At 69.3% G+C, this 26,031-nt stretch carries 24 protein-coding genes; 9 read left to right on the top strand and 15 right to left on the bottom strand.

Going from position 1 to position 26,031, the window contains the following annotated elements; translation table 11 throughout:
- Positions 1–3: 3 nt before the first annotated feature.
- The 9 genes from folK to dacB all read right to left on the bottom strand — a co-directional run bounded on the left by folK (position 4) and on the right by dacB (position 9,136).
- Positions 4–510, bottom strand: coding sequence for a 2-amino-4-hydroxy-6-hydroxymethyldihydropteridine diphosphokinase (gene folK / locus ACN0TP_RS15145; RefSeq protein WP_417220258.1), 507 nt, complete (start codon positions 508–510; stop codon positions 4–6).
- The gene (gene folB, locus ACN0TP_RS15140) at positions 507–905 is read right to left on the bottom strand and encodes a dihydroneopterin aldolase (RefSeq protein ID WP_417220256.1); all 399 of its coding nucleotides are present in this window, start codon (positions 903–905) and stop codon (positions 507–509) included. The genes folK and folB overlap by 4 nt, the downstream gene beginning before the upstream one ends.
- Before the next feature lie 2 nt (positions 906–907).
- Complete coding sequence (gene folP, locus ACN0TP_RS15135; protein ID WP_417220255.1) at positions 908–1,852, bottom strand: dihydropteroate synthase; 945 nt, start codon at positions 1,850–1,852, stop codon at positions 908–910.
- 6 nt (positions 1,853–1,858) lie between these two features.
- Positions 1,859–2,470 carry a GTP cyclohydrolase I FolE gene (folE, locus tag ACN0TP_RS15130; RefSeq protein ID WP_417220254.1) on the bottom strand — a complete coding sequence of 204 codons (612 nt, stop codon included), beginning with the start codon at positions 2,468–2,470 and terminating at the stop codon, positions 1,859–1,861.
- 25 nt (positions 2,471–2,495) lie between these two features.
- The gene (ftsH, locus tag ACN0TP_RS15125) at positions 2,496–4,610 is read right to left on the bottom strand and encodes an ATP-dependent zinc metalloprotease FtsH (protein ID WP_417220252.1); all 2,115 of its coding nucleotides are present in this window, start codon (positions 4,608–4,610) and stop codon (positions 2,496–2,498) included.
- Positions 4,611–4,763: 153 nt separating this feature from the next.
- Positions 4,764–5,315 (bottom strand): hypoxanthine phosphoribosyltransferase, encoded by a 552-nt coding sequence (gene hpt / locus ACN0TP_RS15120; protein WP_417220250.1) that lies wholly within the window; start codon positions 5,313–5,315, stop codon positions 4,764–4,766.
- Between the two features lie 60 nt (positions 5,316–5,375).
- Positions 5,376–6,404 carry a tRNA lysidine(34) synthetase TilS gene (gene tilS, locus ACN0TP_RS15115; protein WP_417220248.1) on the bottom strand — a complete coding sequence of 343 codons (1,029 nt, stop codon included), beginning with the start codon at positions 6,402–6,404 and terminating at the stop codon, positions 5,376–5,378.
- 23 nt (positions 6,405–6,427) lie between these two features.
- Positions 6,428–7,573 (bottom strand): zinc-dependent metalloprotease, encoded by a 1,146-nt coding sequence (locus ACN0TP_RS15110; RefSeq protein ID WP_417220246.1) that lies wholly within the window; start codon positions 7,571–7,573, stop codon positions 6,428–6,430.
- Positions 7,574–7,600: 27 nt separating this feature from the next.
- Positions 7,601–9,136, bottom strand: coding sequence for a D-alanyl-D-alanine carboxypeptidase/D-alanyl-D-alanine-endopeptidase (dacB, locus tag ACN0TP_RS15105; protein ID WP_417220244.1), 1,536 nt, complete (start codon positions 9,134–9,136; stop codon positions 7,601–7,603).
- A gap of 128 nt (positions 9,137–9,264) precedes the next feature.
- Here dacB and ACN0TP_RS15100 point away from each other — a divergent pair, with 128 nt between their 5' ends.
- The gene (locus tag ACN0TP_RS15100) at positions 9,265–9,792 is read left to right on the top strand and encodes an inorganic diphosphatase (protein ID WP_417220243.1); all 528 of its coding nucleotides are present in this window, start codon (positions 9,265–9,267) and stop codon (positions 9,790–9,792) included.
- 82 nt (positions 9,793–9,874) lie between these two features.
- Here the strand turns inward: ACN0TP_RS15100 and ACN0TP_RS15095 are convergent, their stop codons facing one another.
- Positions 9,875–11,290 carry a PLP-dependent aminotransferase family protein gene (locus ACN0TP_RS15095; RefSeq protein WP_417220241.1) on the bottom strand — a complete coding sequence of 472 codons (1,416 nt, stop codon included), beginning with the start codon at positions 11,288–11,290 and terminating at the stop codon, positions 9,875–9,877.
- A gap of 60 nt (positions 11,291–11,350) precedes the next feature.
- Here ACN0TP_RS15095 and ACN0TP_RS15090 point away from each other — a divergent pair, with 60 nt between their 5' ends.
- Genes ACN0TP_RS15090 through ACN0TP_RS15080 form a run of 3 tightly spaced genes read left to right on the top strand, consistent with a single transcriptional unit; the run spans position 11,351 to position 13,439 of the window.
- Complete coding sequence (locus ACN0TP_RS15090; RefSeq protein WP_417220239.1) at positions 11,351–12,085, top strand: YczE/YyaS/YitT family protein; 735 nt, start codon at positions 11,351–11,353, stop codon at positions 12,083–12,085.
- Between the two features lie 20 nt (positions 12,086–12,105).
- A complete protein-coding gene (locus ACN0TP_RS15085) occupies positions 12,106–12,744 on the top strand; it encodes a hypothetical protein (RefSeq protein WP_417220238.1) in 639 nt (212 codons plus the stop codon).
- A complete protein-coding gene (locus tag ACN0TP_RS15080) occupies positions 12,741–13,439 on the top strand; it encodes an HAD family hydrolase (RefSeq protein WP_417220236.1) in 699 nt (232 codons plus the stop codon). The genes ACN0TP_RS15085 and ACN0TP_RS15080 overlap by 4 nt, the downstream gene beginning before the upstream one ends.
- Here the strand turns inward: ACN0TP_RS15080 and ACN0TP_RS15075 are convergent.
- From ACN0TP_RS15075 to serS, 3 genes are all read right to left on the bottom strand, one after another.
- Positions 13,418–14,176 carry a MerR family transcriptional regulator gene (locus ACN0TP_RS15075; protein ID WP_417220234.1) on the bottom strand — a complete coding sequence of 253 codons (759 nt, stop codon included), beginning with the start codon at positions 14,174–14,176 and terminating at the stop codon, positions 13,418–13,420. The two genes, ACN0TP_RS15080 and ACN0TP_RS15075, sit on opposite strands and share 22 nt — an antisense overlap.
- 257 nt (positions 14,177–14,433) lie before the next feature.
- On the bottom strand, positions 14,434–15,264 hold the full coding sequence (locus ACN0TP_RS15070) for an HAD family hydrolase (protein WP_417220232.1): 831 nt from the start codon (positions 15,262–15,264) through the stop codon (positions 14,434–14,436).
- A gap of 155 nt (positions 15,265–15,419) precedes the next feature.
- Positions 15,420–16,706: a serine--tRNA ligase gene (gene serS / locus ACN0TP_RS15065; protein ID WP_417220230.1), complete on the bottom strand. Its 1,287-nt coding sequence runs from the start codon at positions 16,704–16,706 to the stop codon at positions 15,420–15,422.
- A gap of 40 nt (positions 16,707–16,746) precedes the next feature.
- Here serS and ACN0TP_RS15060 point away from each other — a divergent pair, with 40 nt between their 5' ends.
- Positions 16,747–17,799 (top strand): diacylglycerol/lipid kinase family protein, encoded by a 1,053-nt coding sequence (locus ACN0TP_RS15060; RefSeq protein WP_417220228.1) that lies wholly within the window; start codon positions 16,747–16,749, stop codon positions 17,797–17,799.
- Positions 17,800–17,823: 24 nt separating this feature from the next.
- Here ACN0TP_RS15060 and pheA read toward each other — a convergent pair whose 3' ends face one another.
- The gene (gene pheA, locus ACN0TP_RS15055) at positions 17,824–18,759 is read right to left on the bottom strand and encodes a prephenate dehydratase (RefSeq protein ID WP_417220227.1); all 936 of its coding nucleotides are present in this window, start codon (positions 18,757–18,759) and stop codon (positions 17,824–17,826) included.
- On the bottom strand, positions 18,756–19,082 hold the full coding sequence (locus tag ACN0TP_RS15050; protein ID WP_417220225.1) for a rhodanese-like domain-containing protein: 327 nt from the start codon (positions 19,080–19,082) through the stop codon (positions 18,756–18,758). The genes pheA and ACN0TP_RS15050 overlap by 4 nt, the downstream gene beginning before the upstream one ends.
- An 83-nt stretch (positions 19,083–19,165) precedes the next feature.
- Between ACN0TP_RS15050 and ACN0TP_RS15045 the strand changes: the two genes are divergently transcribed.
- The 4 genes from ACN0TP_RS15045 (at position 19,166) to pgm (ending at position 25,911) form a co-directional block, all read left to right on the top strand.
- Positions 19,166–21,214 carry an ABC1 kinase family protein gene (locus tag ACN0TP_RS15045; protein WP_417220223.1) on the top strand — a complete coding sequence of 683 codons (2,049 nt, stop codon included), beginning with the start codon at positions 19,166–19,168 and terminating at the stop codon, positions 21,212–21,214.
- Positions 21,214–22,644 (top strand): amidase, encoded by a 1,431-nt coding sequence (locus tag ACN0TP_RS15040; RefSeq protein WP_417220221.1) that lies wholly within the window; start codon positions 21,214–21,216, stop codon positions 22,642–22,644. The genes ACN0TP_RS15045 and ACN0TP_RS15040 overlap by 1 nt, the downstream gene beginning before the upstream one ends.
- A 52-nt stretch (positions 22,645–22,696) precedes the next feature.
- Positions 22,697–24,154, top strand: a complete 1,458-nt coding sequence (locus ACN0TP_RS15035) for a peptide MFS transporter (RefSeq protein ID WP_417220220.1) — start codon at positions 22,697–22,699, stop codon at positions 24,152–24,154.
- Between the two features lie 95 nt (positions 24,155–24,249).
- Positions 24,250–25,911: a phosphoglucomutase (alpha-D-glucose-1,6-bisphosphate-dependent) gene (gene pgm / locus ACN0TP_RS15030; RefSeq protein WP_417220218.1), complete on the top strand. Its 1,662-nt coding sequence runs from the start codon at positions 24,250–24,252 to the stop codon at positions 25,909–25,911.
- Positions 25,912–26,031: the final 120 nt, after the last annotated feature.

The raw sequence follows: 26,031 nt of genomic DNA, 5'->3' as shown, positions 1-26,031 counted from the left end.
GCCTCAGCCGTCCTCGTCGGGGACGTAGACGGACAGCCCGTCCCGGTCCGCGGCGCGCGCGGCCAGGTCGGCGACCAGTTCGCTGCCCAGACGGGCCTGGGGGTCCATCCAGGCCCAGGGTTGGAGCACGAAGGCGCGTTCCGCTGCACGGGGGTGGGGCAGGGTGAGCACCTCGTCGTCGGAGGTGGTGTCCGCATAAGTGATGACGTCGACGTCCAGGGTGCGCGGCCCCCACCGCACCTCACGGGTGCGGTGATGGCGCTGTTCGACCGCCTGGCAGTGGCGCAGCAACTCCAGCGGGGCCAGCGTCGTCTCGACCTCCAGCACCAGGTTCAGGAAATCGGGCTGCCCCGAGGGTCCTCCCACCGGCTTCGTCTGCACGACGTCGGAGACCCGGCACAGCCGGACCGCCGGATCGGCCACGAGCTCGTCGACCGCCTCGGACAGCGTCGTGGAACGGGCGCCCAGGTTGCTGCCCAGGGCCAGCACCGCGCGGACGGGGGTGTTCATGCGCGTTCCCGGTGGATGTGGACGCTCACGTCGCCGAACGGGACCTCGATGGGGGCCTGGGGCTTGTGTACGGTGATGTCCACGGCAGCGACGTCGAATTCGGCGAGGACCATGGAGGCCAGTTCACCGGCCAGCTTCTCGATGAGGTCGTAGGGCCCGGAGGCGATCACCTCGGTGACGCGTTCGGCGAGCACCCCGTAGTGGGCGGTGTCGGCGACGTCGTCGGATGCCTCGGCCGCCCGGTTGTCGGTGTGCAGCACGACGTCGACGACAAATGGCTGGCCGTTGCGCTTCTCGTGCTCGAAGACCCCATGGTGCCCGATGGCCGTGATCCCGTTGACCGCGATCCGGTCCCACCCGCCGCGTGGGGCTTCCACCGGCTGCCGGGTGGCCATGGTCAGCGTCCCGCCGCGGCCGTCGTCGTGGCGGCCGCCGTCGTCGGGTGGGCCCAGGCACGGGCCACCTTCAGCGCGTCGATGGTTCCCTCGACGTCGTGCACCCGCACGCACCAGGCACCGGCCATCGCGGCGAGGGCGCTCGTGGCAGCGGTGGCCACGTCGCGTTCGGCGGGGGCCGCCGGCTTGCCGCCCTCGCTGAGCAGGGATCCGAGGAACCGCTTGCGGGAGGTGCCGATGAGGACCTTGTGGCCCAACGCCTTCAACTCGGGGATGGCCCGCAGCAGCGCCCAGTTGTGTTCGGGGTCCTTGGCGAAGCCCAGCCCCGGGTCCAGGACGATCTGCTCGTCGTCGACACCCGCCGCGCGGAAGGTGTCCCGCACCCCCTGCAGCTCCCCGATGACTTCCGCGACGACGTCGTCGTACCTGGCCTCGGTGACCATGGACTTCTGGTCGCCGCGGCGGTGCATCAACACGTAGGGGACCTTGAATTCGGCAACGAGCTTCGGCATGTCAGCCTCGTGGGTCAACCCGGAGACGTCGTTGACGATGTGGGCACCCGCCTCGAGGGCGGCGCGGGCGGTGGAGGTGTGCATGGTGTCGATGGAGACGACCGCACCTGCCTTGACCAGCGTGGAGACGACCGGGACGATCCGTTCCTGCTCCTCGGCCGGGTCCACGTAGTCGGCGCCGGGACGGGTTGATTCGCCGCCGACGTCGATGATGTCGGCGCCGGCATAGAGCATGCGCAGGCCGTGCTGGATGGCGTCGTCGGCCTTCAGGTACTTGCCCCCGTCGCTGAAGGAGTCCTGGGTGACGTTCAGGATGCCCATGACCAGGGTGCGGTCGGTGGGCAGGTCGCGGACGGTCTTGGGGGTCTTGACCGCGCGGACGACGGGCAGGGGTGAGGTGGCGGGTCCGGTTCCGGGGACTGCTCCGAGGGACATGGTGACCTACTTTCCGAGAATGAGGCTCATGGCCTCGGAGCGCGTGGCCGGTTCACGCAGTTGGCCGCGCACGGCACTGGTGACGGTCTTGGCGCCGGGTTTCCGCACGCCGCGCATGGACATGCACATGTGTTCGCATTCGACGACGACGATGGCCCCGCGCGGCTGCAGGTGCTCCATCAGGGCCATCACGATCTGTGTGGTCAGGCGTTCCTGGACCTGCGGGCGGCGGGCATAGAGCTCCACCAGCCGGGCCAGTTTGCTCAGGCCGGTGACCTTGCCGTCACGCCCGGGGATGTACCCGATGTGCGCGCTGCCGTGGAAGGGCACCAGATGGTGCTCGCAGGTGGAGTAGAACGGGATGTCCTTGACCAGCACCAGCTCGTCATGGTCGATGTCGAACGTGGTCGAGAGCAGCTCCGCCGGATCCTGGTGCAGGCCGGCGAAGAACTCCGTGTAGGCCTTGGCAACCCGTTTCGGGGTATCCACCAGGCCGTCACGATCGGGGTCTTCGCCAATGGCTTCGAGGATTTCACGCACTGCACGGGCAATGCGTTCCTGGTCCACGGGACTGGCTGATCCGGACACGACGGTGTCCTCTTCATCAAAGGTGCTCACAGTTCCGATCCTAGCCTGCGACGGGTCAGCCGAGGTGGCCGGGCCCCGGCTGGCCGGTGCCGCCGGGGGCATTTCCGTCGCCGAATCCGCCGTCACCGCCGGCGTCCGGTCCGGGGTTTCCGCCGGGCAGCGCGGGGCCCGATCCCGGGTCGACGATGCTGTCCGGGTGGCCTTCGCCCTCGGCGGGAGCGGGCTCGCCGGAGGCAGCGCGTTCGGCGGCCTGACGGCGTTCCAGCGGCGACTGGACCGGGCCCTCGGGGTGCACAGGGCGGCTGGCCTTGGAGAGCCAGACGTCGCGTTCGGGGCGCTTGACGATGTCGTGGAAGACCTCGGCCAGTTCCTTCTGGTTCAGCGTCTCCTTTTCCAGCAGGGCCAGCGCCAGGCGGTCCAGGACGTGGCGGTTCTGCGTCAGCACCGCGTAGGCCTCGTCGTGGGCGTCGTCGATCAGGGAGCGGACCTCCTCGTCGATCACACCGGCCATGGCATCGGAGTAGTCGCGTTCGGCGCCGCCCTCGCGGCCCATGAACGGCTCGCCCCCGGCGTTGCCCAGCTTCACGGCGCCGATGCGCTCGCTCATGCCGTACTGGGTGACCATCTTGCGGGCGGTCCCGGTGGCCTTTTCGATGTCGTTCGAGGCGCCGGTGGAGGGGTCGTGGAAGATGATCTCCTCGGCCACGCGGCCGCCCATGGCGTAGGCCATCTGGTCCAGCAGCTCGTTGCGGGTCACCGAGTACTTGTCATCCTCGGGGACCACCATCGTGTAGCCCAGGGCGCGGCCGCGGGGAAGGATGGTGACCTTCGTGACGGGAGCAGTCTGGCGCATGGCAGCGGCAACGAGTGCGTGGCCGCCCTCGTGGTACGCGGTGATCTTGCGTTCGTGTTCCTTCATCAGGCGCGAGCGCTTCTGCGGCCCGGCCATGACGCGGTCGATCGCCTCGTCGAGGGCGCGGTCGTCGATGAGTTGGGCGTTGGAGCGGGCGGTCAGCAGGGCCGCCTCGTTGAGCACGTTGGCCAGGTCGGCGCCGGTGTATCCCGGGGTCTTCTTCGCCACGGCCTTCAGGTCGACGTTCTCGGCCATCGGCTTTCCCTGGGCATGCACGTTCAGGATCTGCTCGCGACCGGCCAGGTCGGGGGCCTCCACGGGGATCTGCCGGTCGAAGCGGCCCGGACGCAGCAGCGCGGGGTCCAGCACATCGGGGCGGTTCGTGGCGGCGATGAGGATGACGTTGGTGTTCGCGTCGAAGCCGTCCATCTCCACCAGGAGCTGGTTCAGGGTCTGTTCGCGTTCGTCGTTGCCGCCGCCGACGCCGGCACCGCGGTGGCGGCCGACGGCGTCGATCTCGTCGACGAAGATGATGGCCGGGGAGTTGGTCTTGGCCTGTTCGAAGAGGTCACGCACCCGGGAGGCGCCGACGCCGACGAACATCTCCACGAAGTCCGAACCGGAGATCGAGTAGAACGGCACGCCGGCCTCGCCGGCGACCGCCTTGGCCAGCAGGGTCTTGCCAGTGCCCGGGGGGCCGTACAGCAGCACGCCCTTGGGGATCTTGGCGCCGACGGCCTGGAACTTGGCGGGTTCCTGCAGGAATTCCTTGATTTCGTGCAGTTCCTCGACGGCTTCCTCGGCGCCGGCAACGTCCACGAAGGTCACCTGGGGCATGTCCTTGGTGATCAGCTTGGCCTTGGACTTGCCGAACTGCATGACCTTCGAACCGCCACCCTGGGCCCGGGAGAGCAGCCACCAGAAAACCAGGGCGATGAGCAGGAAGGGGATGATGAAGCCCAGCATGCTCATGAACCAGTTGCTCTGGACCGGCTGGTCGGTGAAGCCCTTGAGGGAGGCGTCGTCGACGGCCTTGACCACATCGTCGGCGCGGGCTGTGGAGTAGTAGAAGGAGACCTTCTTGCCCTTGTTGTCGCCGTCGAGGGTGAAGTCGTTCTTCAGGGACAGGTCCACCCGCTGGTCGCCGTCGAAGATCTTGGCCTCGGTGGCCTTGTTCTCGTGCAGCAGTTGCAGCCCGACGCTGGTGTCGACTTTTCCGTTGTTCCCCGAAGTGAGGGTCGGAAGGAACAGGAGCAGCACGGCCACGCCGATGAGGACCCACACGGCCCAGCTGTTGAAGATCTTCTTGACGTTCATGCGTTGGGGGCCCGACCCCCATCCCTCCTGGTCGCGGACGACGGCGCGCCCGGATGTTTCGTGAGTACTACCATCAGTACACTCTCACCCCCGTACACGCTTGAGCGCGCCGGGGAGTTCCCCTGATGGCGTAAGGATCCCGCCGCCGCGGTGTTACTCGTAGACGTGCGGGGCGAGCGTGCCGATGAAGTCCAGGTTGCGGTACTTCTCGTCGAAGTCCAGTCCGAAGCCGACCACGAACTCGTTGGGGATCTCCATGCCGACGTACTTCACGTCGATCTCCACCTTTGCGGCCTTGGGCTTGCGCAGCAGCGTGCAGATCTCCACCGAGGCCGGGCCGCGGGAGATCAGGTTGGCCTTGAGCCAGGACAGGGTCAGGCCGGAGTCGATGATGTCCTCGACGATGAGCACGTGCTTGCCCAGCAGGTCCGTGTCGAGGTCCTTCAGGATGCGCACCACACCGGAGGACTGGGTGCCCGAACCGTAGGAGGAGACGGCCATCCAGTCCATCGAGACGTGGGAGTGCAGGGCCCGCACCAGGTCGGCCATGACCATCACCGCGCCCTTGAGCACGCCCACCACCAGGATGTCGCGGCCGGCGTAGTCCGCGTCGATCCGGGCGGCCAGCTCGTTGATCTTCTCCTGGATCTCTTCCTTGGTGTACAGAACGTGTGCCAGGTCGGCGGTGACGTCGTTCGAATCCACGAATGGCTCCTGTGCTCGGTTGTGCCTGCGCAGCGGCTCAGAGGGAGTGCGCCTGAGGGTTCAAGATTGCCACAGAGAGGCCTGAAGCGCAGAACCGGGACCATCGAGAACGACCACCGCGCGGGCGGATCCGGGATGGGTGCCCGCCCGGTGCCGGGTGGCGTGCGCGTGCCCGTCGAGCTGGATCGGTCCAGCGGATCCGGCACCGTGGACCAGCCGCTCCAGGGCCATGGTCCGTTCGAAATCGGGAGCCGGCGCCCCACAGAGCACGACGGCGGTGCGCAGCACCCGGGAGAGCAGGGCGTCGTCGAGCGCGCGCAGGCCCGGCAGGTCCAGCACCACGGGGACCTCCCCCGGCGCCGAACGCACCACCCGGGCCAGGGCCGTCTCGGCGGCGGCGTCCAGGTGGTCGGCGTCCCGGCGGGCCAGTTGTGCGGTGCGGGCCAGTGCCTCGGCCAGCCCGGGGCCCAGGGCGTCATCCAGTGCCGGCAACAGCTGGTGCCGCACGCGGTTGCGCAGCAGCGTGGTGTCAGCGTTGGTCGGATCCACCCAGTACTCCAGGCGCTCGTGCGCGCAGATCGCCTCGGTGTCGGCCCGCCGCAGGTGAAGCAGCGGCCGCAGGTAGGGGCCGCGGGCGGCGGGCATGCCGGCCAGTGAGCGGGTGCCCGAGCCGCGGGCCAGGCCCAGCAGCACCTGCTCGGCCTGGTCATCCAGGGTATGGCCGAGCAGGATGGCCGTGGCACCGGTGTCGGCGAGCGCCCGTTCGAAGGCGGCGTACCGGGCGGTCCGGGCACCGGCCTCGGTGGTGGTTTCCGGGTCGACGCGCTGAACTGCCACGGGGTCCAGTCCGAGGCCGCGCAGCTGGCCGGCCGCGGTGGAGGCCACTTCGGCGCTACCGTCCTGCAGCCCGTGGTCCACCACGATCGCGCCGGCCCGCAACCGGCCGGTCCGGGCGAGGAAGGCGGTGGCCGCCGCGAGTGCCAGCGAGTCGGCCCCGCCGCTGCAGGCGACGAGGACGAAGGGCCGGGTCCCCGGTGCGTGGGCGGTGCGCACCGCGTCGGCGACGGCGCGGCGGGCGCTGGCGAGCACGGGGGGCAGGTGGCCGCCCACCGCTACGCTGCCGGGTGGGGTGCCACGCGGTCGATCCACTCGCGCGGGTGGTGGAGTTCATGTTCGCTGGGCAGGTTCTCGACGCGCTCCCACACGGCGTTGAACCCGTCCATGCCGATCTCGCGGACCACTGCGTTCACGAAGCGCTGGCCGTCGCGGTACTGGCGCATCTTGGCGTCCAGGCCCAGGAACCTGCGGATCCAGGCATCGACCGGCCCCCGGCTGCCGCCGCGGGCGTTGAATCGTTGGCGGATGGTCTTCACGGTTGGCACGATGGAGGCGTCGACCGCGTCCATCACCACGTTGGCGTGGCCTTCCAGCAGTGACATGACGGCGGTCAGGTGGCTGAGCAGTGCCTGCCCCTCGGGATCCTGCAGGACGGAGAGCAGCCCCGTGGAAGGGGTCTCGTCCACCGAGGTGCCCGGCGCCGTCGTGCGCTGGCGTCGTTTGGCGTTGAATGCCGCCATCGCGTCCTGGGCTGCCGTCTTGAGCCGTTCGGCGAAGCCGCCCGGGGCGTCCAGCAGCCCGCCGGTCATCTCGGCGATGGTGTCCTGGAGGTGGTTGCGCAGCCACGGGGCTGCGGCGAACTGGACGCGGTGGGTCTGCTCGTGCAGGCAGACCCAGAGCCTGAAGTCCTGCGGATCCACGTGCAGTTCGCGTTCGATCTCCACGATGTTGGGGGCGACCAGGAGCAGCCGGCCGCCGGCGGGTCCGTCGCCGAGGAGCCCGGAGAACGGATCGTACTGCCCCAGGACCTTGGAGGAGAGGAACGCGAGGATGCCACCGAGTTCGACCCCCGCTGCACCGCCGCCGACGGCCACGGCTGCCGGGGACATCTTGGTCTTCTGGGAGGCGGCCAGCCGTTCCATGGCCGGGGCCAGCAGGCCCTGGTAGCTCTGGACGTTGGCGCGGGCCCAGGTGCCACGGTCCACGACCAGGACCGTGGAGTCGCGCAGGTCGCGGGCGGCGTCGAGCCCGGTGATGCGGTGGACATGTTCGACGGACGCGTCGGCCTTGGCGCGCAGATCCGCGACGACACCGCCGATCTGGGCGGCGGTGAGCTTCGGGCCGGGACCGACCAGCCGCTCGGCCGTGCCGCCGGCAACGTCCCAGTTGATGAGTTGCGTACTCGTGGCGGAAGTCTCCATGCCTCCCATCAGATCACGGGCCGGCACCTAGGTGGTACAGCCGCATCCGACCAGGACCGTGGCGGCCCGGTCCAGTCCGGCCCGCGCCGGGTCCAGGGCACCGAACCCGTGGCCGAAGAACGCGAACGCCAGGACCCGCCCGTCAGCGGTGACGGCGGTGCCGCCCAGGGTCGCGGTTCCGGTCAGTGTTCCCGTCTTGGCGCGGACCTCCCCCCGGGTCGCCGCCGACGTCAGGCGGTGCTCCAGCGTCCCGGTGGCCCCGGAGATCGGCAGCAGGTAGGAGACCTCGCGCAGGTCGGGGTCCTTCGAGGTCGCGGCGGCGCGGATGATCCCGGTGAGTTGGCGCGGAGAGATGCGGTTGTGGTCCGACAGGCCCGAGGCGTCCGCCAGGGACAGGCCCTCCACATCGACGCCGAGGCCGGCCGCGGTGGCCCGCAGCGTGTCCGTCGCGCCGCCAAACGTCGCCGGGCGTCCCGCGGCAACCGCCGCCAACCGCCCCATGGCCTCGGCGACGTAGTTGTCCGATTCCTTCCCCATGAAGGCCAGCTGGTCCACGACCGGGGCGGAATGGACCACGGCCAGCCGCCGCGCTTCGGTGCCCGCCTCGCCCCGGACCACCTGGGAGGCGATGGAGATCTTGGGCGGACGGGCGTCGGCCGCAGTGGACGCCGCAGCTGATGACTGCCCGGCGGTGGGCTCGGCGGAGGCGGACGAGGAGGAGGGCGAGGCCGCCGTCTTCTTCGACTCGGCGGCCACCGCCTTCTGCAGCGCGGCCCGGAAGACGGTGGCGGCCGTCATGGCGGGATCCTCCACGCGCGTGCTCGTGGGCCGGGAGTCCCGGCGCGCACCGTACATGGCCAGTGGCTGCACGGCAGTGATGTTCGAGGTCGTCATCAGCGATTCGTCCCATACGGGGTTCAGGGTTGCGCCGGTGAAGAGGGTGTCATCGAGCACGACGTTGAGCTCGGTCGTTGATCCGGCGGCGAAGTGGCCGGAGGCGAAAAGCGCTGCGGCGGTCCGGGTGGCCAGCGTCCCCAGGCCGGCGCGGCTGACGGTGGCATCCGGTTCCGATGCCCCGGCGCCGAGCAGCACATCCCCGCCACCGACGAGCACCACCGAGTCGCCGGGTCCCAGCATCGTCGTCGTCGGCAAGGTCGTCTCCCCGCCCAGCTGCTTCAGGGCAGCGACTGCCGTCAGGATCTTCAGGTTCGACGCCGGGGCGCTGGTTTCGCTCCCGTGGCGGCTGTAGAGCTGCTGCCCGGTGGCCACGTCGGTGACCTCGGCGGTGAAGTCCCCGCCCTTCGTCTTCGCAAAGGCGGCGTCGAGCTTCTTCTTCAGCGTTGCCGCGTCCGGCAGCCGGCCCTGGCCATGCAGCGGCTCCATCGCCGTTGCGGTTGCCGCGGCCACGCTCGGTGCCACCGACGGGTCCAGGGCGGGCGCGGGGGCCGAGGCGGCGGGCTTCGGCAGGAGCACCGGCAGCAGGTTCAGTGCCAGCACGCCCACCAGGGTCCCCAACACCACCACCAGCAGCAGGGACGTGAGCGTCCGCATCGCGCGTTTCATCGGCTTGTTCCTCAACTAGTGGTTGCCCGGCGCCGCCATATAGTCTGGGGGCAGTAGCTTTAAGCCTAGACGGCGCGCGGCCGGATTCCGTTCGCTGCCGCCCCGCAGCACGAAAGTCGAGGACCCCCATGAACCATGACGTCACCATCGAGATCCCCACGGGATCGCGCGTCAAGTACGAGATCGATCATGAGACGCACCGCCTGCGGCTGGACCGTGTGTTGTTCACCTCCATGCAGTACCCGACGAACTACGGCTACTTCGAGGACACCCTGGGCGAGGACGGCGACCCGCTGGACGCGCTGGTCTTCCTGCCCGGTGTCGAGCTGATCCCCGGCGTGCTCGTGGAATCCCGCCCGGTCGGCGTGTTCAACATGACCGACGACGGCGGCGGCGACGCCAAGCTGGTCTGCGTTCCGGCCGACAAGCGCTTCGACCACATCCAGGAGCTCGAGGACCTCGACGAGTGGCTGGTCAAGGAGATCGAGCACTTCTTCACCCGCTACAAGGACCTGGAACCGGGCAAGTGGGTCAAGAACGAGGGCTGGGAGGGCCGCGAGGCCGCCGAGGCCGAGCTCGCCCGCTCCATCGAACGATTCGCGAAGGCCGGCCAGGAGTCCGAGGACGACGAGCCGCAGGGCCGCGACGTCGACTAGCAGCCGGACGGAGCCGTCCCGGGGTGCGTTGGAGCAGCTTCCAACGCACCCCGCGGTGTGTCCGGGCCCCTTCAAACCCGGGTCAGCGGGCGATCCGTTCCCACGCCGAGGTGATGACCGGCAGTGCTCGTTCCAGGTCTTCCCGGGGCAGGGCATAGGGCACGCGGATCCACCGTTCCAGGCCGTGATCCTCCACGGCGAAGGTCGAACCGGGCGCGAGCAGCACCCCGTGCCGTGCGGTCTCGGCGGCGAGCGCGGTGGAGGATGCCGAGGGCAGGTTGCACCAGAGGGACAGCCCGCCGGCCGGACGCCGGATGCTCCAGCCGGGCAGCCGGGACACCCCGGCATGAAGCCAGTCCCGGTTCGCCCGCAAGCGCTCCCGGGTCTCCGGGACCAGACCGGAAGAGCGCTCCAGCACGCGCGCCAGGACCAGCTGCTCGAGTAGCGGAACACCCAGATCCAAGGTCATCCGCGCTTGGGCCACGCCGGCCGCCTCAGAGCGCGGGGCGCGGATCCAGCCCAGCCTCAAACCACCCCAATGCGACTTGCTGGAGCTGCCGACGGTGAAGACCCGGTCCCCGAACGCCGCCATGGGCAGGACATCCGGGGCCTGGTCCAGCCAGAGTGCCGCGGAGGTCTCGTCGACGATCCCCACTGTGCCCGCGGCCTGGAGTTCGTGCGCCCAACGCTCGCGCCCGGCATTACCCAACAGGGTCCCGGTGGGGTTGTGGAAATCGGGCAGGCATAACATCGCTGCGGCACCCGTGGCGCGCAGGGCGTGACCGACCACGTCGAGGTCGGTGCCGTCCGGGCCGATCGGGACCGGCGCCATCCGCACACCTTGGCGGCGCAACGACAACACGCTGTTGGGATAGGACGGGCTCTCGGCGAGCACCGTCGCCCCGCGCCCGAGGATGGCCCGGGCCACCGTGGCGATTCCGGCCAGGGCCCCGGCCGTCACGATCACCTGTTCGGGGTCGGTCGGCAGCCCCCGGCCCGAGTAGTGGTTGGCGATCGCCTCGCGGAGCGCCGGCACCCCCAGCGGGTAGTACCCCATGCCGCCGATGTAGGCCGGCAACTGGTCCAGGGCGGTGGCATACTCGTCGGCCAGACCCAGCGGAGCGGCCGGTGCGGCGCAGGTCAGGTCGATCGACCTCTCGTCGGCGGCCAGGCCGCGCGCTCCGATCGGCAGGGGTTCCGCTCCACCGCTGGCGGGTCCGCCGGGAACCCTGACCACCGTGCCGGATCCCACCTTGGCGCTGGCAAACCCTCGATCGCGTAGTTCCGCATACGCCCTCGAGACAGTGGTCCGGCTCAAGCCGACGGCGGCCACGAGGTCACGCTCGCTGGGCAAGGCCGTACCGTGCATGACCCGCCCGTTGGCCACGAGCTGCCGGATCCCGTCGGCCAACCAGGCGTACGCCGGGCGATCGGCGTCCGGTGCGCCGAGCATGCTACGAAGTCGGGCTGCGGGCAGGCGGCGGGCCGGTGGCGTCATGTGGCCATTATCCTAAAATTGGCTATTCATTCCAAGGCCATTCTTCGCGAGAATGGAACCATGCCGTCCACGACCCGCCCCGCATTGCTCCCCCTGACACCGCTGCAGCAACTCCGCGCCGGGCGCCTGCCCTCCCGGCTGGTACGCCTGTTCATCGGGCTCACGTTCTTCGGGGTGGCCATGGGGGCCTTTGTCCGGGCAGGGCTCGGCGTGGCGCCCTGGGACGTGTTGCACCTGGGCCTGGCGCGGCACATCCCGCTGAGCCTGGGCACGATCATCATCATCGTGGGCCTGCTGGTGCTGCTGGCCTGGATCCCGTTGCGCCAGTGGCCCGGCCTGGGCACGATCGCCAACGCCATCTGGATCGGCGTTTCCGCGGACTTCACGCTCTGGCTGCTCCCGGAGATCCACGGACTGGTGCTGCAGATTGCGGTGATCGTCGTCGCCTTGCTCGTCAACGGCCTCGGTGGCGCCCTGTACATCGGCAGCCAGTTTGGTGCCGGCCCGCGCGACGGGCTGATGACCGGCCTGCATCTGCGCACCGGGTGGAGCCTGCGCCTGATCCGCACCGGCATCGAGGTGACCGTGCTGGCCATCGGCTGGCTGCTGGGCGGGACCGTCGGCCTGGGGACCGTCGCCTACGCACTGCTCATCGGACCCTCCACGCAATTCTTCCTGCGCTGGACGATCGTCGAGCTCACCCCGCCGCGCCGCATCGGCAGCCGGACCGCGGACCGGGCCACGACGCCCTGCCCCGACGACGGCACGCCCCCGGAATCAATCGAAATCGGTTGATCATCGGGCAGACTGGTGCCATGTTCGTCCTCACCATCAACCAACGGGATTCACGGGAGGCCGGGGACCGCGTCGAGGACCTGATCCGCGCCCTCGATCCCGTCCCGGCGCTGGTGCCCTTCCAGCGCTCCTTCGGCGACGAGGCCATCGGCGTCGTGGCCGATCCCTCGAACGCGCTCGACGCCGCACTGATCGCCCTGCGGCAACACCGTTGGCATGTCGGCATCGGGGTCGGACCCGTGCAATTGCCGTTTCCGGCATCGATCAGCGACGCCGAGGGCTTCGGCCTGGTTTATGCCCGCCGTGCGGTGAACAGGGCGCAGAAGACCGGGGAACGCATTCCGTTGGCCATCGACGGGCCGGATGCGGACGTGGCCGCCGAGGCGGAGGCCATTGCCCGGCTCGTCGGGCAGATCGTCACCACGCGCACCGAGGCCGAGTGGTCGGTGCTGGATCTGATGATCCCCGGGGTCCGCGGACAGCAAAAGGCCATCGCCGCCGAGCTGGGCATCACAACACAGGCCGTCTCCAAGGCAGTGGTGCGCTCCAACTGGAACGAGGAATGGGCCTGCCGACCGGCAGTGGCGCGGCTCCTGGCCCTGGTCGCGGGCCCCGCAGAGCTTCCGGCAGCCGCCTATCCCTACGACCCCGGCCGGTGAGCCCGGTGGACACGGGCGCCGACGGAGGGCGTCCCGGGCTTCTCATCTTCGATTGCGACGGCGTGCTGGTCGACACCGAACGCCTGGCGACGGCCATCGAGGCCAGGACGCTCACCGCCATGGGCCATCCCCACACGCAGGCCGAGGTCGTCGCCGCCTTCATGGGCCGATCCGATGCGGACAGCTTCGCGTTGCTGACACAGCTGCTCGGCCCGGAACGGGCCCTGGAATTCGATGAGCGGGCCACCGCCGAGACCCGGGCGGCGTTCGATCGCGAACTGACCCCGGTTCCCGGCGTGGTGGCGGTCCTGGACGCCGTGGAGTCCAGCGGGGTCCGCTCCTGCGTGGCCTCCTCCGGAACGCATGCCCGCATGGACCACACGCTGGGGGTCACGGGCTTGTTGGACCGGTTCGCCGGGCACCTTTACTCGGCAGAGGACGTCGAACGGGGCAAGCCCTGGCCGGATGTCTTCCTCCACGCCGCCGCCAGCGAGGGAATCGCCCCCACGGACTGCGTCGTGGTCGAGGACAGCGTCAACGGTGTCCTGGCAGCACGCGCCGCCGGCATGGAGGTGTTCGGTTTCGCCGGCGGCCTGGCGGCGGCCGAAGACCTGAGGGAGGCCGGCGCCACCCCGTTCGAGGACATGGCCGGACTGCCGATGCTGCTCGGCTTCTACAACTCGCGTTCGGCGTAGACCGCCAGCGCGTCACGCACGAAGGTCGCCCCCTCGGTCCCACCGTAGTTGGCCCCGAAGCGCGGATCGTCGACATACATCTGGCCGAGGCCGGTCACGTAGCCGCGCAGGTTGCCGCCGGGCTCGCTACCGGGCGTTCCGGGGACCGAGGCCAGCCATTCGACATGCCGGCGCGCGAGCTCCTGCGCCTCGGCGGAAGCCAGGTCGATGCCGCGGGTGGCGGCGTCGGCCCAGTCGGCGGACAGTTCGGCCACCCGCTGCTGCCAGGCCTGCTTCCCTGGGGCGTCCAGGCTCCGCCACCAGGAGTCGCCACGGGTGTAGGCCTCCTTCCCCCAGCGTCGCTCGACCTCCTCGCGGTGCGCTGTGTGGTCAAATCCGTCAAACATGTCCCGGGGCATCGCGACCCCTCCTTCGGTGATGGTGGTGATGGTGTGTTCCACCGAGGCGATCTGCCGGTCCAGGCGGGCTCGTTCCTGCCGGAGCCAGTCCACGTGTGCTCCCAACGCCTCGGCGGTCCCCACTGGCCGGTCAAGGATCCCCGCAATGGCGGGCAATCCCAGACCGAGCTCGCGTAGGAGCAGGATCCGTTGCAGGCGGTGCAGGGCCTCGGCGTCATAGTGCCGGTAGCCGTTGGCGGCGATGCGGCTCGGCGGGAGCAACCCGATGTCGTCGTAGTGGCGCAGGGTCCGGCTGGTGGTGCCAGCCAGCGCAGCGATCTGCTGGATCGACCAGTCCATCGCCGGCCTCCTTTCGTCTCGGTCAGGCCAGCGTATTCATTGACGTTACGTCAAGGTCAACCGCTGTCCGGGCCACTCCGGAGGCCCCAGACACGTCAATGGAGACCGGGGGCCAGCCAGTGGGGGGCGCAATCCGTGAGGGGCACCCCCAGGAGGAGCGCTCCCCATGGGGTGGCGGCCGATCGTGGTGACGGTGGAGGTCGCGGATTCGGTGATCGGCCTCTTCGGCCCGTAACAGGGCTCCTGGGCCGCTGTGCCTACAGCAGGCTGTGGAGCACCTGCGCCAGCCCGTCCTCGTCGACCGAGGCGGTGACCTCGTCGGCGGCCGCCTTGACCTCGTCGGGGGCCTGCCCCATGGCCACGCCGCGGCCGGCCCATCCGAGCATCTCGATGTCGTTGCGCCCGTCCCCAACGGCCACGGTGTCCTGGCGGGCGTAGCCCAGCTCACCGCGCAGGGCCTCGATGGCGCTGGCCTTGGTGATGCCCTCGGCTGCGATGTCCAGCCAGGCGGTCCAGCCGACGGAGTAGGTGACGCCGTGCAGGCCAATGGCACGGACCGCCTCGCCGAACTCCTCGGAGGACGAGTCGGTGGAGAACACGACCAGGCGCACCGCCGTCGCCTCGGTGAGCCGTTCGAACGGAACGGCCTGGGCCTCGACGCCGAAGCTGGCGTCCTGGAAGCGTTCGGTGGACAGGAAGTTGCCCTCGTCGTCCTCCAGCGCGTACTTGGCGGTCGGCAGCGCATCGCGCAGGGCACGCAGGGCCGGGGCCGGGTCGAAGGTCCTGCGGTCCAGCACCTGGTACCCGTTCGGCAAGGTGGTGTCGATGCGCACCGTCACGCCGCCGTTGCTGCAGACCGCATACCCGGTGTCGATGCCCAAGAGCTGGACGACGGGCAGCGTGGCCCCGAGGGAGCGGCCGGTGGAGACGATCACCTCGTGGCCGGCGTCGACGATGCCGCGGGCGGCCTCCCGGACGGCATCGGACATGTGTCCGTCGTGGTCAACGAGCGTGCCGTCAACGTCCAGGCACACCATCTTCTGGTGGGTGGTCAGTCGCCGGTCTTCGGTGCCGGTATTCAATGTCATGGTCATGACTCTAGTCAAACATTCCCGCCGGCGGATGGACATCGACCGGGTCACAGTCGACGGTGAACGTCTTCGAACACTTCGGCAAAGAACCGGTTAACCGACGGCGCGCCCGCCCCCTCGGGGACGGACGCGCCGCACGGGTGGACTGCAGGTCAGAGGACCGGCAGGACCTCCAGTCCGCCCAAGTACGGGCGCAGCGCGGCGGGCACATTGACGGATCCGTCGGCGTTCTGGTGGTGTTCCAGGATCGCCACGATCCACCGGGTCGTCGCCAGGGTGCCGTTGAGGGTGGCCACGGCGCGGGTCTTGCCCGGCTTGCCGTCGGCGCCGACGGAGCGTTCGCGGATGTTCAGTCGACGGGCCTGGAACGTGGTGCAGTTCGAGGTGGAGGTCAGCTCGCGGTAGGCATCCTGCGTGGGGACCCAGGCCTCGCAGTCGAACTTGCGGGCCGCACTCATGCCCAGGTCGCCGGCCGCCGTGTCGATGACCCGGTAGGGCAGTTCGACCTTGGCCAGCATCTCCTCTTCCCAGGCCAGCAGCCGCTGGTGCTCGGCGGCGGCGTCCTCGACGGAGCAGTAGACGAACATCTCCAGCTTGTTGAACTGGTGGACGCGGATGATGCCGCGGGTGTCCTTCCCGGCGGATCCGGCCTCGCGCCGGTAGCAGGAGGACCAGCCGGCGTAGCGGGTGGGTCCGGCGGAGAGGTCGAGGATCTCGTCGGCGTGGTAGCCGGCGAGCGCGACCTCCGAGGTGCCGGTCAGGTAGAGGTCGTCGCGTTCGAGCCGGTAGATCTCGTCGTCGTGCTCCACATCGAACCCGGTGCCCTGCATGGTCTCGGGGCGGACCAGCGTCGGGGTGATCATCGGGATGAAGCCGTTGGACACCGCCTGGTCCAGCGCCATGTTCAGCAGGGCGATTTCCAGCCGGGCGCCGACGCCCTTGAGGAAGTAGAAGCGCGAGCCGGAGACCTTGGCGCCGCGTTCCATGTCGATGGCCCCGAGCAGCTCGCCCAGTTCCAGGTGGTCACGCGGCTCGAAGCCGTCGGCGGTGAAATCGCGGGGCGTGCCCACGGTCTTCACGACGGTGAAGTCGTCCTCGCCCCCGGCGGGGGCACCTTCCTGGATGAGGTTGGGCACGGAGCGCTGCAGCGCAGTCAGCTCGTCCGCGGCGGCGTCGGCGGTCGCCTGTTCGGCCTTCACCCGTGCCGCGAGTTCCTTCACCTCGGCCAGCAGGGCAGCCTTCTCCTCGCCCTTCGCGGCGGCGACCTTCTTGCCGAACGCGTTCTGCTCGGCCCGCAGGTTCTCGAAACTGGTGATGGCGTTGCGCCGGGCTGCGTCGGCGGCGATGATCCGATCCACCACTGATTCGTCGGCACCACGGAAGCGCTGGGAGTCACGGAATGCTGCGGGCTGCTCTACGAGCTCTTTAACGTCGATCACCACAACAGGTTACCGAATCCCCGCTATCGTAAGGGGCACCATGACCATCGAATACCTCTCACTCATCCTTGTCGTCGTCGCCCTGCTCATCGCGGCGGCAAGCCTGGTCGCCGTCGGTCGCCTGCGGGTCAAGGTCCACGGCATCGCCTCGACCCCCGTGGTCTCCGACGCCCTGGCCAGCACGTCCCGCACCGCGGTGGTGATCAACCCCTCCAAGCCCGACGCCGATTCCACGCGTTCTGCCCTGTTGCTCGCGTGGGCGTCCGCGGGGCTGGATGAGCCCCTGGTCCTGGAGACCACTGTCGAGGACCCCGGTTACGGGATGGCCCGCCAGGCACTGGATGGCGGCTGCGAGATCGTCATCGCCGCGGGTGGCGACGGGACGGTCCGCGCCGTCGGCGAGGTCCTCACCGGCACCCGGGCCTCCCTGGGGATCCTGCCCCTGGGAACCGGAAACCTGCTGGCCCGCAACCTCGGATTCGACGTCGAGGACCTGGGCGCCTGCGTGCACACGGCGCTGCAGGGGCGCACCCGCGGCATCGACGCCGCCCGGATCGAGTTGGAGCGGACCGACGGCACCACCGACACCAACATCTTCCTGGTCATGGCCGGCATCGGCACCGACGCGGAGATGATGGCCGACACCCGTGATGACCTCAAGGCGATGGTCGGCCCACTGGCCTACGCCGAGGCCGGGATGCGCCACCTGCCGGGCAAGCGGCGGCCGGTGACCATCACCCTGGACGACGGCGAACCCCTGGAGCGCAATATCCGCTCGGTGATCTTCGCCAACGCCGGGAAGCTGCAGGCCGGACTCGACTTCGTCCCCGACGCCAAGGTCGACGACGGGGTGCTGGACCTGGTGGTCATGAGCCCCCGGTCCGCGGTGGGGTGGGCGTGGATCGCGGCGAAGACCGCGCTGCGGCACCGGCGCGCCATCCCCGTCATCGAATACTTCCAGGCGAAGCGGATCCGCATCGAGGCCCAGGAGGACATCGGTTCCCAGCTCGATGGGGACACCACCGGCGAGATCCGGGCGGTCACGGTGACCACCGTGCCCCTCGGGCTCAGGGTCCGCGTCCCGGCCTACTGACAGGCCCCGGCCGGCCCGCAGGGCTCAGGCGCCGTGTCCCCGCAGCATCCTGACCCACGCATGGGCCCGGGCAAACGCCTCGTCGGTGTTGTGCCGGGCCGGCGAAGGAGCCGGCTGGTCCAGTTCCGTCGCGCTGGGGTAGGACCCCAGGAACCGGATGTCGGGGCTGATCCGGTGCAACCCGGCCAGGGCATCGGCCACCCGGGCCTCGGCGAGGTGCCCCTCGACGTCGACGGAGAAGAAGTAGGACCCCAGGCCCTGGCCCGTGGGACGCGATTCGATCCGGCTGAGGTTGACCCCGCGGGCGGCGAATTGCTCCAGGATGCCCATCAGTGCCCCCGGATGGTCCTCGGGCAACGGAATGACCACCGTCGTCTTGTCGTTTCCCGTCGGCGGCGGGACGGCTCCCGGGCGGGTGACCAGCACGAAGCGCGTGACCGCCCCGGTGTTGTCCTCCACACCGCGCCGCACCAGGTTCAGCGGGTTCTGCTCGAGCACCAGGGGCGAGCAGATGGCCGCATCGTAGCGGCAGTCGGGGTCCAGCAGGCCCAGGGCGCCGGCGGCCGTCGAGGATGCCGGAACGAACTCGGCCCCCGGCAGATGGGTTTCGACCCACCCCCGGCACTGGGCGATCGCGTGGCCATGTGTCGATACGGTCCTGATCTGGGACACGTCGGTGATGCCCTCCCGGGCCACCAGCACGAACGTGATCGGCACCAGGACCTCACGGACGATCTGCAGGGCCCCACCCCGGGCGATGGCATCGAGCGTCGCCGAGACCCCGCCTTCGACCGAATTCTCGATCGGCACCATGGCCGCGTCGGCGTCGCCGTCGCGCACCAGCTGCAGGGCCAGGTTCACGCTCGTGGCGGGCACGCGTTCGCCCTCCTGGACCCCCGGGACCTGCAACAGGGCCTGTTCGGTGAACGTCCCCGCCGGCCCCAGGTAGGTGTACTTCATCGGACGGTGGGCTCCTGCCCGTTCTCGCTGGCCAGCGGCAGGCCGGCCTCAAGCCAGGCCCCGCTGCCACCTGCGATGTTGAACGCGGTGTACCCCTGCCCGACCAGCCATCCGGCCACCTGGGCCGAACGCCCGCCGGTGCGGCAGATGACGTAGGTGTCCTCGTCCGGGTCCAGCTCCTCCAGGCGCGCGGGCAGCTCCCCCATCGGGATGTGCACGGCCCCCGCCGCGTGGCCCTCGACCCACTCGTAGTCCTCGCGGACATCCAGCACCTTCGCACCGGCCGGAACACCGGTCACCTCGACCGTCTCGAACTCGCTCATGGTCCATCCTTCCTGCGGTTTCCTGCTGAGGCCCCCAGCCTATAGTGGGTACGGACCGCTCCCCCGAAAGATGAAGGGCCGCTATGGAATCCGCTACCGGCATGGCAGCGTTGGACGGCGTCGGCTGGACGTTGACAGTCGTCCTCGGCGCGGTGTTCCTGGGCCTGCAGGCGTGGATCGTCGCCGGTGTCTCCCGCCGCGTGCTCGGGGTCCCGGTGGGCTGGCCCCGGTCCATCGCCGTCGGGCTGCTCATGTCGCTGGGGCTGAGCTTCGTGGTGCGCTATCTCTTCCGGGCGGCCTACGTCCAGGACGGGACGCAGTTGCAGGTCTCCCCCGCCGTCGCGCTGATGTTCGCCGCGCTGGCCCTGATCTGGGTCTTCGCCCTCGGGGTGGCCCTGCTGATGGTCCTGGAGATCACCTTCCCCACCGGTACCCTGCCCTCCCCGGTCCGCCTGTTCACCGGCTGGAAGACGCGCCGTTCGCACAGCGCCCGGTACTTCCAGGTCATGCGCATTGCGGTCCGCCACGGACTGCTGGCCCAGGCACGGGGCCTGAACCGGCGGCACGCCGAGGCCCGCGAGGACCAGACGGCGCGCGCCCTGCGCGAGGCACTGAACGAGGCCGGCGTGACGTTCGTGAAGCTGGGCCAGATGCTCTCCGCCCGCCGCGACCTGCTCTCCGAGCCCTACATCCGCGAACTGTCCCACCTGCAGACGCAGGCGACGCCGGAACCCTGGCCCGTCATGGAGGCGGCCCTGGCCGAGAGCCTGGGCCTGCCGCCCCAGGAGGCGTTCGCGTCCATCGACCACGAACCCCTGGCCTCCGCCTCGGTCGCCCAGGTGCACCGCGCCACCCTCCATGACGGCACCCGCGTGGTGGTCAAGGTCCAGCGTCCCTCGGCCCTGAAGCAGGTCGAACGCGACCGGGCCATCGTCGTGCAGATCGCCGGCTGGCTGGAGCGTTCCGCCCCCTGGGCCCGCCGCCTCGGCGTCTCGACCCTGGCCCACGGCTTCTCCGAGTCCCTCGGCGAGGAACTGAACTACGGTGTCGAGGCCGAGAACATGCTGGCCATCGAATCCTCCCTGCGTGACTTCGACGTCACCGTCCCGCGCGTGCACTCCGAATTCAGCGGACCCCGGCTGCTGGTGATGGACGAACTCGACGGCCAGCCCGTCGGTTCCGCGGGCGCCGCCCTCCAGCAGTGGGGCCCTGAACGACGGCGCGAACTCGCCGGGGAACTGCTTGGCGCCACCCTGCACCAGATCTCCGGGGACGGTGTCTTCCACGCCGACCTGCATCCGGGCAACATCTTCATCACCCGCGAGGGCGGCCTGGCCCTGCTGGACTTCGGTGCCGTGGGGCGGCTGGACCCGGCGAGCCAGCAATCGTTGAACATGTTGCTGTTCTCCATCGACAAGAACGACAACCAGCTGGCCACCGATGCCCTGTTGGGGTTGCTGGACCGACCCGAGGACTTCGACGAACGCGGTTTCGAGCGGTCCCTGGGCCAGTTGCTGGTGCGCTACCGCAACGGCTTCGGCGGGCACGGCGGTTCGGAGATGTTCACCGCCCTGTTCGCCCTGATCGTCCGCCATGGTTTTTCCGTGCCCCCGCAGGTCGCCGCCGCGCTGCGCGCCCTCGGGGCCCTGGAGGGGACCCTGGGCCTGATCGACCCGGCGTTGAACGTCGTGGCAGCGGCCCGGGAAGCCGGCCGGAAGATCATCGGCGCCCAGTTCACCCCCGGGACCCTGAAGGACGAACTGGAGATCCGGGCCATGCAGTTGTTGCCGACGCTGCGCGAATGGCCGCGGCGGCTGAACAAGATCACCGAGGACATCGAGCGCGGCCGGCTCTCCGTCAACGTCCGCGTCCTGGCCCATCCCGCGGACCGGGGCTTCCTGAACCGGCTGGTCCAGCAGGTCGTCGTCGCCCTGCTGGCCGGCGCAGCGACCCTGGCGGCGATCATCCTCATCACCACCGACACCGGCCCCTTCATCACCGAAAACGTCAGGACGCATGCGTTCTTCGGCTATGTGCTGTTGTTCATGGGCTTCATCCTGGCGCTGCGCTCGGTGGTCCTGGTCTTCCAACGCGACCGCGATGACGAACACGACAGGGGAGGAAACCACTGATGGGCGCCGCCGACCACCCGGCCACCGCCAGCGGGGCACTGCACGATCGCACCGCCGTCGAACTCCGGGACCTGATCGCCTCCGGCGAGGTGTCCTCCCGGGAGGCCACCGAACACTTCCTGGCCCGGATCCAGGAGCAGAATCCGCGGCTGGGCAGCTTCACCACCGTGACCGCGGAGCGGGCACTGGCCGACGCCGACGCCGCTGACGACGCCGGTGCGCGGGCCCGGGCGACCGGCTCCCCCCTGCCCGCACTGCACGGGATGCCGCTGGCCTACAAGGACCTCTGGGACGTCCAGGGCGTGCCGACCACGTTCGGCAGCGCCGCCGTCCCGCACCCGACGGCGAGCGAGGACAGCCCGCTGGTGGCCCGGCTGCGTGCCGCGGGTGCCCTGTCGCTGGGCAAGACGCAGATCCCCGAGTTCGGGCTGAACTGCTATTCGGAGAACCTCATCGCCCCGCCGGCCCGCAACCCGTTGGATCCCACGTTGTCCCCCGGCGGTTCATCGGGTGGCAGCGCTGCGGCGGTCGCGGCACGCCTGCTGCCCTTCGCCCCCGGGAACGATGGGGGCGGCTCGGTCCGCATCCCGGCGTCGGCGTGCGGCCTCATCGGCTTGAAGCCGGGGTTCGGAACGGTTCCCGCCGACCTGGCCAACGGACGGGTGGATCGGTTCGGCGCACCACGCTTCGTGGTCTCCGGCCCGCTGACGCGCACCGCCGAGGATGCCGGATTGCTGCTGGAGGCGATGACCGGCACCGGCGGATATCTGGAAGCAGCACGGCGCGCACGTCCGGCCGACGGCCGCCCGTTGCGGATCGGGCTGACCCGCGCCTCGCCGTTCGACGGCCGCTACCCGATCACCCTGGACCCCACCGCCGAAGCGGCCCTGCAGGCCGGGGTGGAGATGCTGGAAGCGGCCGGGCACCGGGTCGAGGAGGCCGACATCCGGTACGACAACCGCTACCCGGAGGCCTTCCAGGCCATCTGGACGGCGGGACTGGCCGAGGCGGGCCTGCCGGAGGAGGCAGCACCGGCGCTGATGGAGCTCACCCGCACGTTCAGGGCCCGGGCCATCGCCCGCCCCGAGGCGGACAAACGCGAGGCCGCCGCCATCCTGCAGAAGATCGCCGAGGACTGCCGGGCCCAATGGGGCCGCTACGACGCCGTGTTGACGCCCGCCATGGCGCAGACCCCGCGGCCGATCGGCTGGTACACCCAACACGATGCCGACTTCGACTACGAGTTGCAGTGCCGTTATACGCCGTACACCTCGGTGGTCAATGTCGCCGGGACCCCGGCGGTCACCGTGCCGACGCTGCACACACCGAACGGGTTGTCCATGGGCATCCAGCTGACTGGGGCGAATGGATCGGAACGCGATCTGCTCGCCCTGGCGGCCCAGCTAACGCATGCCTCCAACGGAATGTGATTCACTTCACTGAAGTAGGCGTTTTGGGACACACAAGCGCAAAATACTGTAAATGACCTCATTGAATACCACGCGGGAACCGGCCGGAAAGACCTTCTTTGGCCACCCCCGGATGCTCTTCAACCTCTTCAACGTCGAGATGTGGGAGCGCTTCTCCTTCTACGGCATGCAGGGCATCCTCGCCTATTACATGTACTTCGAGGTGTCCAAGGGCGGCCTGGGCCTGGACCAGGGGCTGTCCCTGAGCCTGGTCGGCGCCTATGGCGGCACCGTCTACCTCAGCACCATCTTCGGCGCCTGGGTCGCGGACCGGCTCTTCGGATCCGAGCGCGTGCTCTTCTATACGGCCATCATGATCATGTGCGGCCACATTGCCCTGGCGGTGCTTCCCGGCGTCGTCGGCCTGACGGTCGGCCTGCTGCTGGTGGCCCTCGGATCGGGCGGCCTGAAGGCAACGGCAACGACGCTGGTCGGCTCGCTGTATGCCGAGAAGGACAACCGCCGGGATGCGGGCTTCTCCATCTTCTACATGGGCGTGAACACCGGTGCCTTGATTGGCCCGCTGCTCACCGGCCTGCTCCAGACCCGGCTGGGCTTCCACTACGGCTTCGGCCTGGCGGCGATCGGCATGGCGATCGGGCTGACCATCTACGCATTGGGCCGCAAGAAGCTGCCCGCTTCGACGCACCACGTCACCGATCCCCTGCCCGGGAACCTGCGCATTCGCTACGGCATCGGCGTGCTGATCGGCATCGCCGTCATCATCGTCCTGCTCACCACCGGCCTCGTGCACGCCGACAACCTGGCGACGACCATCGCCATCGTCGTGGTCGCCGCATCGGTGATCTACTTCGTCGTCATCCTGGGCTCCAAGAAGGTCGACGGCACCGAACGCCGCCGTGTCACGGCGTTCATCCCGCTCTACATCGCCTCGGCGGCGTTCTGGGCCCTGTTCCAGCAGCAGTTCACCTTCATCGCCGTCTATTCGGAGCAGCGCCTGGACCGCAACTTCTTCGGATGGGAAATGCCGGCGAGCTGGACCCAGTCCATCAACCCCGTGTTCATCATCATCTTCGCCGCTGTCTTTGCAGGCATCTGGACCAAGATGGGTGACAAGCAGCCCTCGACGCCGCTGAAATTCGGCGGCGCGCTGGTGGTCATGGGCATCGCCTTCCTGGTGTTCATCCCGTTGAACTCGCTGGAGAAGACGCCGTTGCTGGCCCTGGCCGGGATCCTGTTCCTGTTCACCATGGCCGAGTTGCTGCTCAGCCCCATCGGCCTGTCAGTTGCCACGAAGCTGGCCCCGGTCGCCTTCACCACCCAGATGGTTGCCTTGTTCTACCTCTCGGTCTCCCTGGGAACGACCCTGGCCGGAATCCTGGCCGGCTTCTACACCGAGGGCAACGAGGTCCCCTACTTCCTGGTGCTCGGCGCCACCTCGATCGTCCTGGGCATCGCCCTGGCGGCTTCCGTGAAGCCCATCAAGGCCCTGATGTCCGGGGTGAAGTAGCCCAACCGGTTCACGCCACGTCAAATTGGCCCCGGCCCCCGACTTCTGGTCGGGGGCCGGGGGCTTTTTGGTGCCCTTTCTGGTTAGCTGTACCCATGGCTGCCAATCGTGCGGGGATGCGTGCGCTCCCCGAGGACCTGATCGATCTCGATGCCGTCCGCTCCGCGTACTTCGACGTGGTGCCGGATCCGGAAGACCCCTCCCAGCGGGTGGCCTTCGGCACCTCCGGGCACCGGGGGAAGTCGGTGAACGGATCGTTCAACGAAAACCACATTGCCGCCATCACCCAGGCGATCGTGGAGTACCGGAAGGGACGCGGCATCGCCGGTCCGCTGTTCGTGGGCAAGGACACCCATGCCCTTTCCGATCCGGCACAGGACACCGCCCTGGAGGTCCTCATCGCCAACGGCGTCGACGTGCGCGTCGATGCCCGCAACGGCTGGACTCCCACCCCCGCCGTCAGCCACGCCATCCTCACGCACAACCGGGACCTGGCCGCCGGAGACCATGCCCGGCACGCGGACGGCATCGTCATCACCCCCTCCCACAATCCCCCCTCCGACGGGGGCTTCAAGTACAACCCGCCACATGGCGGCCCCGCCGATTCCGATGCCACCTCGTGGATCGCAGATCGTGCCAACGACCTGCTCACCGCCGGGCTGGCCGGGGTGAACCGGGTGACGATCTCCCAGGCCCGTTTCGCGGAGAACCTGGGCACCTACGATTTCCTCGACGCCTACGTCGGCTCACTGCCCGAGGTCCTGGACATGGACGCCATCCGTGCCGCCGGGGTCCGCATCGGCGCCGACCCCATGGGCGGGGCCTCGGTGGACTATTGGGGCGCGATCGGCGAGCGCCACGGCCTGGACCTGACGGTGGTGAACCCCGAGGTCGATCCCCGCTGGTCCTTCATGACCCTGGACTGGGATGGCAAGATCCGCATGGATTGCTCCTCGCCGTCGGCCATGGCCGGGCTCATCGCCAAGGTCCGGGAAGGTGGCGCGGCCTTCGACATCGCCACCGGCAACGACGCCGACGCCGACCGGCACGGAATCGTCACCCCCGACGCCGGGCTGATGAACCCCAACCACTTCCTCTCCGTGGCCATCGACTACCTGTACCGCCACCGACCCCAGTGGCCCCAGGGCGCCGGGGTCGGCAAGACACTGGTCAGTTCCTCCATGATCGACCGCGTTGCCGCCTCCCTGGGCCGCGAACTCGTCGAGGTCCCCGTGGGCTTCAAGTGGTTCGTCCCGGGGTTGCTGGACGGCACCGGCGTCTTCGGCGGCGAGGAATCCGCCGGAGCGAGCTTCGTGCGCTTCGACGGCACCCCGTGGACCACCGACAAGGATGGATTGCTCCTGGCCCTGCTGGCCTCGGAAATCCAGGCAGTGACAGGCTCCTCCCCCAGTGAGCACTACACGCGCCTGACAGCCGATTTCGGCTCCCCGGCGTATGCGCGCATCGACGCGGCGGCCACCCGGGAACAGAAGGCGGCCCTGGCCAAGCTCTCGGCCACCGACGTGGCCGCGTCCGAGCTCGCCGGCGAAACCATCACCGCCCGGCTGACCGAGGCTCCCGGAAACGGTGCCCCCATCGGGGGCCTGAAGGTCACCACCGAGAATGCATGGTTTGCCGCCCGCCCCTCGGGTACAGAGGATGTTTACAAGATCTACGCCGAATCGTTCAAGGGCGAGGGACACTTGAAGCAGGTCCAGCAGGAGGCCAAGGCGCTGGTGGACTCCATCATCGGCTGACCTGCTTGACGTCCCGTCAACAGCAAATCAACCCGTTTGCCGACACTTTGACAAGATCTCCCGTCACAATGCCATAACTTCGCTGGACCCGTTGCGCCCCAAGGGATGCACCTCCACCAA

Origin of the sequence: Arthrobacter sp., from assembly GCF_048266065.1 — a bacterium.
GTDB lineage: Bacteria > Actinomycetota > Actinomycetes > Actinomycetales > Micrococcaceae > Arthrobacter_H.
This window is presented reverse-complemented; position numbering and strand designations above follow the sequence as displayed.

What these genes read in the sequence shown, in the direction of transcription:
- folK (WP_417220258.1), bottom strand. Translation starts at nt 510, where the DNA reads ATGAACACCCCCGTCCGCGCGGTGCTGGCCCTGGGCAGCAACCTGGGC.
- folB (WP_417220256.1), bottom strand. Translation starts at nt 905, where the DNA reads ATGGCCACCCGGCAGCCGGTGGAAGCCCCACGCGGCGGGTGGGACCGG.
- folP (WP_417220255.1), bottom strand. Translation starts at nt 1,852, where the DNA reads ATGTCCCTCGGAGCAGTCCCCGGAACCGGACCCGCCACCTCACCCCTG.
- ftsH (WP_417220252.1), bottom strand. Translation starts at nt 4,610, where the DNA reads ATGAACGTCAAGAAGATCTTCAACAGCTGGGCCGTGTGGGTCCTCATC.
- ACN0TP_RS15110 (WP_417220246.1), bottom strand. Translation starts at nt 7,573, where the DNA reads ATGGAGACTTCCGCCACGAGTACGCAACTCATCAACTGGGACGTTGCC.
- dacB (WP_417220244.1), bottom strand. Translation starts at nt 9,136, where the DNA reads ATGAAACGCGCGATGCGGACGCTCACGTCCCTGCTGCTGGTGGTGGTG.
- ACN0TP_RS15100 (WP_417220243.1), top strand. Translation starts at nt 9,265, where the DNA reads ATGAACCATGACGTCACCATCGAGATCCCCACGGGATCGCGCGTCAAG.
- ACN0TP_RS15095 (WP_417220241.1), bottom strand. Translation starts at nt 11,290, where the DNA reads ATGACGCCACCGGCCCGCCGCCTGCCCGCAGCCCGACTTCGTAGCATG.
- ACN0TP_RS15090 (WP_417220239.1), top strand. Translation starts at nt 11,351, where the DNA reads ATGCCGTCCACGACCCGCCCCGCATTGCTCCCCCTGACACCGCTGCAG.
- ACN0TP_RS15085 (WP_417220238.1), top strand. Translation starts at nt 12,106, where the DNA reads ATGTTCGTCCTCACCATCAACCAACGGGATTCACGGGAGGCCGGGGAC.
- ACN0TP_RS15075 (WP_417220234.1), bottom strand. Translation starts at nt 14,176, where the DNA reads ATGGACTGGTCGATCCAGCAGATCGCTGCGCTGGCTGGCACCACCAGC.
- ACN0TP_RS15070 (WP_417220232.1), bottom strand. Translation starts at nt 15,264, where the DNA reads ATGACATTGAATACCGGCACCGAAGACCGGCGACTGACCACCCACCAG.
- ACN0TP_RS15060 (WP_417220228.1), top strand. Translation starts at nt 16,747, where the DNA reads ATGACCATCGAATACCTCTCACTCATCCTTGTCGTCGTCGCCCTGCTC.
- pheA (WP_417220227.1), bottom strand. Translation starts at nt 18,759, where the DNA reads ATGAAGTACACCTACCTGGGGCCGGCGGGGACGTTCACCGAACAGGCC.
- ACN0TP_RS15050 (WP_417220225.1), bottom strand. Translation starts at nt 19,082, where the DNA reads ATGAGCGAGTTCGAGACGGTCGAGGTGACCGGTGTTCCGGCCGGTGCG.
- ACN0TP_RS15045 (WP_417220223.1), top strand. Translation starts at nt 19,166, where the DNA reads ATGGAATCCGCTACCGGCATGGCAGCGTTGGACGGCGTCGGCTGGACG.
- ACN0TP_RS15040 (WP_417220221.1), top strand. Translation starts at nt 21,214, where the DNA reads ATGGGCGCCGCCGACCACCCGGCCACCGCCAGCGGGGCACTGCACGAT.
- ACN0TP_RS15035 (WP_417220220.1), top strand. Translation starts at nt 22,697, where the DNA reads ATGACCTCATTGAATACCACGCGGGAACCGGCCGGAAAGACCTTCTTT.
- pgm (WP_417220218.1), top strand. Translation starts at nt 24,250, where the DNA reads ATGGCTGCCAATCGTGCGGGGATGCGTGCGCTCCCCGAGGACCTGATC.